The sequence below is a fragment of the Variovorax sp. OK605 genome (assembly GCF_900115445.1).
In the GTDB taxonomy this organism is placed as follows: Bacteria; Pseudomonadota; Gammaproteobacteria; order Burkholderiales; family Burkholderiaceae_C; genus Variovorax.
Genome location: NZ_FOWL01000002.1, coordinates 387,404 through 399,414, shown reverse-complemented (window position 1 = coordinate 399,414; position 12,011 = coordinate 387,404). Strand labels below are relative to the sequence as shown.

Sequence of the window (12,011 nt, the reverse complement as noted above, 5' to 3'; positions counted from 1 at the left end):
TCGGAATTCAGGGCAGGACAAAGCCCTCCGGAGCCGGCACGTTCAGCAGCGCTCGACGCCCGGCTTGGGTCTGCGGAGGAGCGTTCGAGGATACCCCATCAAATAAGAGACATTCTCATTAAGGGGCTTTACTTACCGAATGGTAATGATTTCCCTGCCCTCGGCGGCAGGGGCTGCGCGGGGCTCAGACGGCCAGTTCGACGATGCGCGCGCTGACCGCGTCGCCGTCGATCAGCAGTTCGGCCACCGCAATGGGCAAGGTGAAGCGGCGCGGCCCCGCGCTGCCGGGGTTGACGTAGAGCACGCCGCCGCGCTCCTCGATCTTCGGCTTGTGCGAATGGCCGGAGACGACCACGCGCACGCCGGCGCCCTGCGGGTCGATGCCGAGCTGCGCCAGGTCGTGAATGGCGTAGAGCTGCACGCCGCCGAACGCGACGAGTTCGGTCTCGGCGATGCCGCCGGCCCATGCCTCGCGGTCGTTGTTGCCGCGCACCACGGTCAGCGGCGCCAGCTCGCGCAGCGCGTCCAGGATGCCGGCGTTGCCGATGTCCCCGCCGTGCACGATGAAGTCGCAGCCCCGAAGCGCCTGCACGGCCTGCGGGCGCAGCAGGCCGTGGGTGTCGGAGATGAGTCCGACCCGGGTCACGGCATCAGGCCGCGAGCAGCTGGCGCAGCACGAACGGCAGGATGCCGCCGTGCTTGTAGTAGTCGACCTCGATCGGCGTGTCGATGCGCAGGCGCACCGTCACCTCCTGGTGCGTGCCGTCGGGGCGGTGCACGACCAGCTTCACGTCCATCTGCGGCTTCAGCTCGCTGCCGATCACCACGTCGATCTGCTCGTCGCCGGTGAGGCCCAGCGTCTGCCACGAGTCGGCGCCGCGGAACTGCAGCGGCAGCACGCCCATGCCGACCAGGTTGGCGCGGTGGATGCGCTCGAAGCTGCGCGCCACCACGGCCTTGATGCCCAGCAGCTGGGTGCCCTTGGCGGCCCAGTCGCGCGACGAGCCGGTGCCGTACTCCTCGCCGCCGAACACCACGGTGCCCACGCCCTGCTCCATGTACTTCATGGCGGCGTCGTAGATGAACATCTTCTGGTTGCCGGGCTGGAACAGCGTGACGCCGCCCTCTTCCTGCGTGCCGTTGGCGTCCGGCGGAATCATGAGGTTCTTGATGCGCACGTTGGCGAAGGTGCCGCGCATCATCACGTCGTGGTTGCCGCGGCGCGAGCCGTAGCTGTTGAAGTCGGCCTTGGCCACGCCGTGCGCCTTCAGCCAGATGCCCGCGGGCGAGCTTTCCTTGATGGAGCCGGCCGGCGAGATGTGGTCGGTGGTGATCGAGTCGCCGAACAGCGCCATGATGCGCGCGCCCTTGAAGCCCGCGTCCGACGCGTGCGGCTTCATCTTGAAGCCCTCGAAGAACGGCGGCTCGGCAATGTAGGTGGAGGTGGGCCAGTCGTACACCTGCCCATTGGTGCCCTTGATGCTGCTCCAGAACTTGCCCGGGTCGGTCTTGACCTTGTCGTAGTTCGCGCGGAACGACTTGGCGTTCATGGCGTAGCGCAGGTTGTCGTCGATTTCCTTCGGCGTGGGCCAGATGTCGCCCAGGTACACGTCCTTGCCGTTCTTGCCCTTGCCCACCGGCTCGGTCATGAGGTCGGTCATGACGTTGCCGGCAATGGCGAAGGCCACCACCAGCGGCGGCGAGGCCAGGAAGTTGGCCTTGAGGTTCGGGTGGATGCGCGCCTCGAAGTTGCGGTTGCCCGACAGCACGGCCGCGCCGATCAGGTCGTTCTTGGTGATCGCCTCGTTGATCTCGGGCGTCAGGTCGCCGGCATTGCCGATGCAGGTGGTGCAGCCGTAGCCGGCCAGGTAGAAGCCCAGCTTCTCCAGGTACGGCAGCAGGCCCGCCTTCTCCAGGTATTCGGTGACGATGCGCGAGCCCGGGGCCAGCGAGGTCTTCACGTGCGGCTTGACCGTGAGGCCGGCCTCCACCGCCTTCTTGGCCAGCAGGCCGGCGGCCAGCATCACGCTGGGGTTGGAGGTGTTGGTGCACGAGGTGATGGCCGCAATGAGCACGTCGCCGTTGCCGATGGTCACCTGGCCTGCACCGCCCTTGGGTGCCGCGGGCGCGGTGGCGCTCACGTGGGCGGCGGCCTTGGTCGAGCGGTTGGCCACCATCTCCTCGAGGTCGCGCGGCGAGCCGGGCGGCGGCGCGGCGGCTTCGCCGTCACCGGTGTTGCCGGCCGTGATCAGCGGGTAGCGCAGCTTGAGCTTGTCGGCCGGCTGGTTGAAGCCGTTGGCGTCGTTGGGCTTGCTGTAGAGCTCCGAGAACTTGGTCGACAGGTGGCCCAGGTCGATGCGGTCCTGCGGGCGCTTCGGGCCGGCCAGGCTGGGCGACACGGTGCCCAGGTCGAGCCGCACGATCTTGGTGTAGTCGATGTCGCCGGGGGCGGGCATGCCGTACAGGCCCTGCGCCTTGTAGTAGGCCGCGAAGCGCTCGACCTCTTCCTTGGTGCGGCCGGTGCCTTCGAAATACGCCACCGTCATGTCATCGACCGGGAAGAAGCCCATGGTCGCGCCGTACTCGGGCGCCATGTTGCCGATGGTCGCGCGGTCGGGCACGGCGATGGAGGCGGCGCCCGGGCCGAAGAACTCGACGAACTTGCCCACCACCTTCTCGGCGCGCAGGATGGCGGTGACGTACAGCACCAGGTCGGTGGCCGTGACGCCTTCGCGCAGCTTGCCGGTGAGCTCGAAGCCCACCACGTCGGGCGTCAGCATGTACACGGGCTGGCCCAGCATGGCCGCCTCGGCCTCGATGCCGCCCACGCCCCAGCCGACCACGCCCACGCCGTTGATCATGGTGGTGTGGCTGTCGGTGCCGACCAGCGAGTCGGGGTAGTAGACGGGCACGTCGGCCTTGTCGTTCGGGCTCGTGTAGACGCCGCGCGCAAAGTACTCAAGGTTGACCTGGTGCACGATGCCGAAGCCCGGCGGCACGACACGGAAGGTGTCGAAGGCCTGCATGCCCCACTTCATGAACTGGTAGCGCTCGTTGTTGCGCTGGAACTCCAGCTTCATGTTCAGGTCGAGCGCCTTGGGCGTGCCGTAGTAGTCGACCATCACCGAGTGGTCGACCACCAGGTCGACGGGCACCAGCGGCTCGATGGTCTTGGGCGACTTGCCCAGCTTCTCGGCCACGCTGCGCATGGCGGCCAGGTCGGCCAGCAGCGGCACGCCGGTGAAATCCTGCAGCACCACGCGGGTCACGACGAAGGGGATCTCGTCGACGCGCTCCGCGTTGGGCGCCCAGTGGGCCAGTTCTTCCACATGCTTGGGCGAGACCTTCTGGCCGTCGCAATTGCGCAGCACCGACTCCAGCACGATGCGGATGGAAACCGGCAGGCGCTCGATGGTCGGGTACTGCTTGGCCAGCTCCTTCAGGGACCAGTACTTGCCGGACTTGCCCGATGCGGTCTTGAAGGTCTTGAGGGTGGACGCAAAGGCGTGTGCCGGGGCTTTGGCCATAGAGGAACTCCTGTTTGTTCGTGGAAGCTCCTCAAAGATAGCAGTTAACAATGTCAGCCGTTGTAGTCGGGCTTCCCCGTTCTCGCCTTTCGGAGCCTTGTTTCTTATCGCGAAAAATGCCGGATGAAGGGGCGTCGCCGGCATGGCGCGATGTCACCAGCGACCGGCCGGCGCGAGCCCGGCGGCCGGGCCCGCGCCGCCGCGGGTGCGGCGCAAGCCGGTCCATTGCAGCTCGGCCAGCACGACCACGCAGACCGCCTGCGCCAGCACCCACGCCATGCCCAGCGCCGTGACCGGGAACAGGCCGCTCACCAGCAGCGCGATGCAGGCCGCCGCCCAGCCGAAGTTGCCCGCGACCACGAGCCCGATCGGCGTGCGCGGCGGGGTGCGGCGGCTGGCCATGAAGGCGGCGGCCGCGGCGTACGCCAGCAGGAACATGCCGGTGCCCATGAGCAGCGGCGCCGGCAGTCCGGTGAGCGCGGCCAGCGCGCCGGTGAATGCCACCTGCAGCGCGCCGGTCGCGGCACAGGAGGCGGCGTCGGCCCACATCACGTTGGGCAGGAAGCGGGGGGATGCGAAGACGGTCATGGGGATCTCCTGGAATCGTCGGGGTTGGTACGCGGCGGGCCGGTCCCGCCGCGTTGGAGCCCATGATTCCGCCCGCCGGGCATGGCGTCGATGACCTCGCAGGTCATGGCGGCGCGGCGCGGCCACGCCAGAATGCGGCTCCATGAACACCACCCGCTCCCACCCGTCCAAGGCCGGCCAGCCCGGCGCGCGCGACCCGTTCGGCGCCCACCTGCGGCACTGGCGCACCCACCGCCGCCTGAGCCAGCTCGACCTGGCGCAGGAGGCCGAGGTGTCCACGCGCCACCTGAGCTACGTGGAAACCGGCCGCGCCGCGCCCAGCCGCGAGATGGTGCTGCGCCTGGCCGAGCGGCTGGAGGTGCCATTGCGCGAGCGCAATGCGCTGCTGGTGGCCGCGGGCTTCGCGCCGATGTACCGGCAGCGCTCGCTCGACGACCCGGCCATGGCCTCGGCGCGCCGCGCCATCGACCTGGTGCTGAAGGGCCACGAGCCCTTCCCCGCGCTGGCCGTGGACCGGCACTGGAACCTGGTGGCGCACAACGCGCTGGTGCCGCTGCTGATGGAAGGCGCCGCGCCCGAGTTGCTGAAGCCGCCCATCAACGTGCTGCGCCTGAGCCTGCACCCCGACGGCGTGGCCCCGCGCATCGCCAACCTCGCGCAGTGGCGCACCCACCTGCTCGAACGGCTGCTGCAGCAGATCGCGGCCACCGGCGACGCGGTGCTGCAATCGCTGCACGACGAACTGGCGGCCTACCCCGCTCCCGCCGTGAGCCACGACGCGCCGGTGCTCGACACCGCGCTGTCGGCCGTGGCCGTGCCCTTCCAGGTGGTCATGCCCAGCGGCGTGCTGAGCTTCATCAGCACCATCACCATCTTCGGCACGCCGGTGGACATCACATTGCAGGAACTCGCGGTGGAGTCGTTCTTTCCGGCCGATGAGCAGACGGTTGCGGCGCTGACTGCGCTGGCGGCGCAGATTGCCCAGCAGGGGCAGCAGGGACGTCCAGGCCAGCAGGAGAAGCAGCCCGGCTGAGGTCGGCCCTGCCGTCCGCGCCGCGCGGCGGGCCTTCGAAGTCGTCCACCTGGATGACCTTGTCGGCCGCCTTCAGGTAGGCGAGCGCCAGTTCGGGGTCGGGCGCCGAGCGCGCCGCCTCCTCGAGCGAGTTCGTGCGGCGCAGCACCTTGTTGAGCGCGGCCGTGGTGTCGCCGAGCTGCGCGCCCAGCTGCATCGCGTGCATCAGGTCGCGCAGCCCGCCGGCCGCGGGCTCGCTGAGGTCGGGCGCCAGGCGCTCGACGATGCGCGGGTTCTTGCGCAGCAAGTCCGACAGCTCGAGCAGTTGCACGTCGCGCAGCGGCGCCAGGTGCGCGGTGCGGCGCCGCACCAGCGCGCCGATCACGCGCCGGCCGGCCGTCGGCAGGTTGCCGTAGAGGTCGCGCAGTATCTTGCCGGCCTCGTCGAGCTGAAGGCGGATCGCGGCGCGCGCGAACGGCAACAGTTCGGGCGACGCATCGACGCCGTAGCGCCAGATGCACGCGCTCGCCAGGTACAGGTGCGCGAGCACGTCGCCCAGCCGGGCCGACAGCAACTCCATGCGCTTGAGCTTGCCGCCGAGCATGCCCATCGCAAGGTCGGCGGTGAGCGCGTACTTGGCGCTCATGCGCGCGAGCAGCCGCGCCTCGTGTTCCAGCTCCCGGGGCGGCTCGCCGAGCACCGGCGCGCCGAACACGCTGTGCCACAGGTTGGTTGCCACGTGCTTGCCGTGCGCGATGAGGGCGCGGCCCAGCGCCGTCTCGTCCTTGGCCTGCACGGCCGCCATTTCGTCGAGCACATGCGGATGGCAACGCACCGCGCCCTGCCCGAACACGATGAGCGCGCGCGTGAGGATGTTCGCGCCTTCCACCGTGATGGCGATCGGCGCCTGCCGGTACGACACGCCCAGCAGGTTCGACGGGCCGTAGATGATGCCCTTGCCGCCGAGGATGTCCATGCCGTGGTTCACCGCGCGGCGCCCGGCTTCGGTCAGCTGCACCTTGAGGATGGCGCTCGCCACGCTGGGCCGCTCGCCCTTGTCGAGCGCGGCCGCGGTGAAGCGGCGCGCGGCATCGCTCGCGTAGAGCTCGGCCGACATCTGCGCGACCAGCCCCGCAACCGCGTGGAACCTGCCCACCGGCATGCCGAACTGCTCGCGGATCTGGCCGTAGCCGTTGCTCACGTACAGCGCCGTCTGCTGCATGGCCGAGCCCAGCGCCGGCAGCGAAATGGCGCGGCCCGCGGCCAGGCATTCCATCAGCATGCGCCAGCCCTGGCCCACCTGCTTCTCGCCGCCGATGATCCAGTCCATCGGCACGAACACCTGGCGCCCGTGGATCGGGCCGTTCATGAAGGCGCTGTCCATCGGGCGGTGGCGCCGGCCGATCTCCATGCCCTCGTGCGGCACGGGAATCAGCGCGCAGGTGATGCCAAGGTCGCGCTGGCCCTCGGGCCGGCTCTGGTCGACCGCATGGAAGGCCAGGCCGACCACCGTGGCCACGGGCGCCAGCGTGATGTAGCGCTTGTCGAAATCGACCAGGAAGCCGCGCGTCATGCGGCCGTTGAATTCGCGCTCGACGACCACGCCGCGGTCGGGAATCGAGGCGGCGTCGGAGCCCGCATAGGGCGAGGTCAGGCCGAAGCACGGCAGCTCGCGACCGTCCGCCAGGCGCGGCAGGTAGTGGTCTTTCTGCGCGTCGGTGCCGTAGCGCAGCAGCAGTTCGGCCGGTCCGAGCGAGTTGGGCACCATCACCGTGACGGCCGTCGCCACGTTGACGGTGGCGATGCGCGCCACCACCGTCGCGTGCGCGTAGTGGCCGAAGCCCAGGCCGCCGAATTCCTCGGGAATGATCATTCCGAAGAAGCGCTTCTCGCGCAGGTAGCGCCACACCTCGGGCGGCAGGTCGCGCGCCTCGTCGATGGCGTGGTCGTCGAGCATGTGGCACAGCTCGCGCACCTCGTGGTCGAGAAAGGCCAGTTCGCGGGCGGTGAGCTTGTTGGGCCCCACACCGGACAGCACGTCGAAATCGGGGTTGCCCGCGAACAGCCGGCCCTCGAAGCCGACGGTGCCCGCCTCGAGCGCGGCACGCTCGGTGTCGCCCAAGGGCGGGAGCGCCTTGGAAAAGGGATGCATGGCCCATCGACCGATGAGTTTCGCCAGAGGCATGGTTGTCTCCTTCCGCGACAGAGCGCGCGGACCGACACCATTCTTGGGACGTGCGACCGCTCGCGCGGGACGGCCAAGGGCCTTCCTGCGTGTCGGACGGGCTCGACTAGCGTTTGCCGGGCGGCGGCGCGGCAGACACCGCGGCCGGGTCTTTCCAGCCGTACTCCACATAGCGCCGGATGATCAGGCAGCCCGGCGGCGAATCGATCAGCGAGACCGACGAGGTGGGCTCCTTGGCGTCGGTGTACACGGCGTAGTTGGGCAGCAGCCGGGTCATCTTGTAGCTGGCCAGCTCCTGCTGCGCGACGCTCTCGCAGGTGAACGGCGCGACCGAAATGCGCTCGGCCGACACCGTGCAGGCGCCGCTCTCGTCGGGAATGGCGGTGATCGACGCGGCCACGCCGGCATTCGGGTACTGCATGCCGATCAGCGAGAACATCGGGCCGGCGTCGGGGCGCTTGCGGTCCCAGTCGAGCAGCACGTCGTGGCTGCGGCTGCCCTGCACCGTGAGCGACGACAGGCGCGAGATGGCCGGCAGGCAGCGCTTGATGCCCACGCTGGTGGCGGCGCGCGTGAGCGTGTCCTGCGGCGGCGCGGGCGGTGCCGGCGGCACCAGCACGCCCTGTGCGCACACGGTGCCGGCGGCGGCCCATGCCAGGGCGGCCGGAAGCCATCGCAACAGTGCCTGGGTGTTCATGGCGGTCCTCATGCGTAAAGTTTGTCGATGGCCGCGGTGTAGGTGCGCACGTTGGCCTCTGCCTCGGGGTCGAGCGTGGCGATGAACCGGCGTGCGCGCTCGCGGTAGGCCGGCAGGTCGGCGTCGTGCACGGCGAACGCGTGCTGCAGCGCGCGGCCGCCCTCCTCGCAGTCGAAGCCGCGGTAGCGGTAGCCGCAGCCGCCGACGAGGTGCGAGTTGTGCACCAGCGGATAGCCGCCGTACAGGGCCTCGTAGTACAGGTAGTTCTGCGCGTTCTCCCAGTGGTGCGCGAACACCGCCTCGACCTTGCCGGGCATCACCTGGTACACCGGAAAGCGCCCCTCGAAGGTGGCCAGGCCGTGCTGCACGAGGTCCAGGCTCTGCGCGAAGCCCACGAACAGCGGCTTGTCCTTCAGGTGGAAGCTGTTGTAGACCCACATCTTCTCGATCAGCCGCGGCTGCGCGCGGTGCGCCGCCTCGCAGCCGAGCATGGGAATGAAGCTGGTCTTCACCATGCAGATGTTGGGCTCGAAGATGGCCACGCGCCACTGCTTGCGGCCGGGCACGTAGGCAAAGGGCGCGCTGTCGGGCGCGCTGTCGGGCGCGCCGACAGCGGCACGGGCCATCGCCCGCTCCAGCACCATCGGACTCCACAGGTGCGGCACGAGGCGCACCGGCGCGCGGAAGGTGCTCTCGAAGTACGGCTTGCACGACACCTCGTACTCGGGGATGGTCCAGACTTCGTCGTACGGCGCGCCCGAGATCAGCAGGCCGTGCGGCTTGTCGAAGATCATGCGTTCGATGTCGATCACGTAGTCGTTGCCCACGCGCATCGAGACGATCTTGCCGCCGCGCCCGCGAAACGCCAGCGACCATTCGCGCGCGAGCTGCGCGCTCATCTCGATCATGAGATCGAGCTCCTGCCCCGCCGTGGCCATGTCGATGACGGGCACCGGCGAATCGGCCAGGAAGCTGGTGGCGTCCGCCGGCCCGCCGTCGCCGCCGCCGGCCACCAGCACGGCGCTTTGCACGCGCGGCGAACGCAGCAGCAGCATCACGAGGAACAGGCAGTTCTGGTAGACGCCGTTCTCCCACAGGCTCTGCTCGCCCTTGCGGATGAAGATCGACACGCCGACCTTGAGGCGCGCCGGCATCGGGGTGCGTTGCGTGTCGCTCATGCGGCCTTGGCGCCGTCGGCGCGGAACGCGGCGTTGCCGCCCGCCAGATGCAGCAGCCGCTGCGCATAGCCGTCGATGTTCGCGGCGTTGAACGGATCGACCGCATCGAACACCCGCTGCGCGCGCGCACGGTGTTCGTCGAGTTGCGCGTCGTGGCTGCGCACGGCCTGCAGCAGCTGCCGCGCGCCGGCGGCAATGTCGAAGTCGGGGTAGTAGTAGCCGGCCTCGCGCAGCCAGGGCGAGTTGTGCACCAGCGGGTAGTTGCCGTACAACGCGTCGAGGTAGCTGTAGTTCTGGTCGTTCTGCCACTGGTGCGAGACCACCGCGTCGGCGAACTGCACCATGAAGCCCGCGAAGTCGTTGCGGCCGTGGAACACCGCCTTGTGCTCGCGCACGAGGTCCAGCGAGTTCGCCAGGTACAGCATGGTCGGGTGGTCCTTGATGTGCAGGGTGTTGAGCACCTGCATCGAACTCACGCACGCGGGGTCGGCGCGGTAGGCGGCGTCGCACACCAGCATCGGCACGCTGCTCGACTTCACCACCGAGATGTTGGGCTCGAAGATCGCCACGCGAAAACCCGGCTGCTCCGCGGTGCGCGGCGTGTAGCCGAAGCGGTAGCCGGCCGCCTCGACCTCGGCGATGCGCTGCGCCAGGAACTGCGGCGACCAGAGGTACGGCACCTCGAACACCGGGCACCGGTGCAGCGTGCGCATCATCGGCGTGAAGGCCTCGTCCTTGGGCAGCAGCCACACCTCGTCGCAACGCCCGGGCTTGCCGAAGTGGCCCTTGTCGGTGAACACGATCGGCTCGGCCAGCGCCACGAAAGGCTGGCCCACGCAATGGAACGCCACGCGGCCGCCGCAGGCACGGAAGTAGGAGAGCCATTGCACGTCGAGCGCGCCGGCCATCTCGATGACCACGTCCAGCGCGTCGCTCAGGTCGCGGGCGCGGCCGAAGCCGAGCCCCATGGCGGCGATGTCGACCTGCGGCGGCATGTGCGGCTGGTCGCCGGCGTCGACCAGCGTCACCGACTCGACGAAGCCGATGCGCTGCAGCAGCCGCGCAAGGAACAGGACGTTCTGTCCCATGCCGTTTTCCCAGATGTTCTGTCCGGCGTGGGTAAGGACCGAAATGCCGATTCGCATAGTTTCCAAGTGTGAACCAAAACAAAGCGGCTCCCGCACCACCGGCGCGGGAGCCGCCCCCAGGCCAACTGCTTCAGTGACTTACTTCCACTTCCAGCCGATGCCGGCGTTGATGCCCCACTCCTTGCCCGTGGTCGACAGGCCCGCGCCCCAGGACATCTTGCCGTCGTCCGACAGCGCCTTGAAGGTCAGCGCCACCGCGCTGTAGCCCTTGTAGCTGCCGAAGCCCACGCCCACGGTCTTCTCGCCGGGGTACAGCGTCGGCAGGTAGGTGCCCGCCATCGCGAAGGCCATGGCCGTGCCCGAGTACGCGATGCGCGCCACGTCGCCCACCTGGCTCTGCACCTGGTTGAGCTGGCCGAGGTTGACCGCGTCGGTCGGCAGCACGCCCGGCGCCACGTTGCTGATGCGCGTGCCGCCCGGCGCCTGACCGTTGCCCAGCATCACCTGGTTGTAGTTGACCGAGCCGTCGGGGTTGGTCGCGTATTGCACGCTGCCCGCCTTCGCGGACTCCGAGGCCGCCTTCAACTGGGCGACGTTGGTCGCATCGCTGTCGGCGGTGCCGGCGGCCACGCCGGTGATCTGGCGGAACTGGCCGCTGTCCGCATTGCCCACCGACACCGCGGCCTGCGTGCTGGTGGTCGCCTGCACGGCCGCCTGCTGCTGCGCCGTCGCGCCGACCGGCACGTAGCCGGCCACACCCGCGGCGGTCGAGGCCACCGAGCCCGAGCCCAGCGCCACGCCGCCGCTTTGCTGGACCACCGCGCCGAAGCCGATGGCCGTGCCCTTGGAGATGTCCTGCGCCTGGCTCAGCTGCGTGCCACCGGCGTCCGCGTTGTCGCCCAGCGCCACGCCGCCGCCGCCCGCGCGGGAGTTCACGCCGATCGCCTGCGAGCCCGTGGCCAGCGCCCCGGTGCCGATGGCAATCGCGTTCGCCCCCGTGGCCTGTGCGCCGAAGCCCACCGCCACCGCGCCGTCGGCCGTGGCCTTGGCGCCATTGCCTGACGCGAAGGCATTCGCGCCGCTGGCCACCGACTGCGGGCCGATCGCCACCGCCTCCTGGCCCGAGGCCAGCGAATCCGCCGCCGTCGAGTTGGCGTGGAAGTACTTGGTGCCCGTGTTGTAGATGTTGTTGACCGACGTGCTCAGGCTGTTGGCGTTGACGTTGGTCGTGCTCAGGCCGGAAGACAGGTTGCCCATGCCCGTCGACAGGCTGGCGATGCCGCTGGTGGCAGTGCTCAGGCCCGTCGAGGTGGAGGTGGACAGGCTGGCGACGCTGCTGTTGGTCGTGCTCAGGCCGGTCGAGAGGCTGCCGATGCCGCTCGTTGCCGTGCTCAGGCCGGTGGAGGTCGATGTCGACAGGCTTTCGAGGTTGCTGTTGGTCGAGCTCAGGCCGGTCGACAGGCTGCCGATGCTGCTCGTCGTGGTGCTCAGCCCCGTGGACAGGCTGTTGATGCCGCTCGTCGCCGTGCTGAGGCCGCTCGACGTGGAGCTCGAGAGGCTTGCCACGCTGCTGTTGGTGGTGCTGAGTCCCGTGGACAAGCTGCCGATGCCGCTGATCGCCGTGCTCAGGCCGGTCGAGGTCGAGGTGGACAGGCTGTCGATGCTGCTCGTCGCCGTGCTGAGCCCCGTCGAGGTCGAGGTCGAGAGACTCGCGACGCTGCTGTTGGTGGTGCTCA

The 12,011-nt window shown here is 69.4% G+C and carries 8 protein-coding genes and 1 pseudogene; 1 reads left to right on the top strand and 8 read right to left on the bottom strand.

Annotated elements, in window-relative coordinates; translation table 11 throughout:
- Positions 1-184: 184 nt before the first annotated feature.
- From BM013_RS06210 to BM013_RS06200, 3 genes are all read right to left on the bottom strand, one after another.
- The gene (locus tag BM013_RS06210; protein ID WP_093124197.1) at positions 185-646 is read right to left on the bottom strand and encodes a metallophosphoesterase family protein; all 462 of its coding nucleotides are present in this window, start codon (positions 644-646) and stop codon (positions 185-187) included.
- 4 nt (positions 647-650) lie between these two features.
- Positions 651-3,527 (bottom strand): aconitate hydratase, encoded by a 2,877-nt coding sequence (locus BM013_RS06205; protein ID WP_093124195.1) that lies wholly within the window; start codon positions 3,525-3,527, stop codon positions 651-653.
- 153 nt (positions 3,528-3,680) lie between these two features.
- Positions 3,681-4,115 carry a hypothetical protein gene (locus BM013_RS06200; RefSeq protein ID WP_093124193.1) on the bottom strand — a complete coding sequence of 145 codons (435 nt, stop codon included), beginning with the start codon at positions 4,113-4,115 and terminating at the stop codon, positions 3,681-3,683.
- Positions 4,116-4,257: 142 nt separating this feature from the next.
- Between BM013_RS06200 and BM013_RS06195 the strand changes: the two genes are divergently transcribed.
- The gene (locus BM013_RS06195) at positions 4,258-5,148 is read left to right on the top strand and encodes a helix-turn-helix domain-containing protein (protein WP_256221405.1); all 891 of its coding nucleotides are present in this window, start codon (positions 4,258-4,260) and stop codon (positions 5,146-5,148) included.
- 49 nt (positions 5,149-5,197) lie between these two features.
- On the opposite strand, the pseudogene BM013_RS06190 reads toward BM013_RS06195, so the two are convergent.
- The 5 genes and pseudogenes from BM013_RS06190 to BM013_RS06170 form a co-directional block, all read right to left on the bottom strand.
- A pseudogene (locus BM013_RS06190) lies at positions 5,198-7,312 on the bottom strand (acyl-CoA dehydrogenase); the annotation flags it as partial.
- A gap of 106 nt (positions 7,313-7,418) precedes the next feature.
- On the bottom strand, positions 7,419-8,009 hold the full coding sequence (locus BM013_RS06185) for a hypothetical protein (RefSeq protein WP_093124187.1): 591 nt from the start codon (positions 8,007-8,009) through the stop codon (positions 7,419-7,421).
- Positions 8,010-8,017: 8 nt separating this feature from the next.
- The gene (locus BM013_RS06180; protein ID WP_093124184.1) at positions 8,018-9,187 is read right to left on the bottom strand and encodes a DUF2827 domain-containing protein; all 1,170 of its coding nucleotides are present in this window, start codon (positions 9,185-9,187) and stop codon (positions 8,018-8,020) included.
- A complete protein-coding gene (locus tag BM013_RS06175; RefSeq protein ID WP_093124181.1) occupies positions 9,184-10,332 on the bottom strand; it encodes a DUF2827 domain-containing protein in 1,149 nt (382 codons plus the stop codon). Before BM013_RS06175 ends, BM013_RS06180 begins: the two co-directional genes overlap by 4 nt.
- Before the next feature lie 81 nt (positions 10,333-10,413).
- Positions 10,414-11,874, bottom strand: coding sequence for a YadA family autotransporter adhesin (locus tag BM013_RS06170; RefSeq protein ID WP_256221404.1), 1,461 nt, complete (start codon positions 11,872-11,874; stop codon positions 10,414-10,416).
- Positions 11,875-12,011 lie beyond the last annotated feature (137 nt).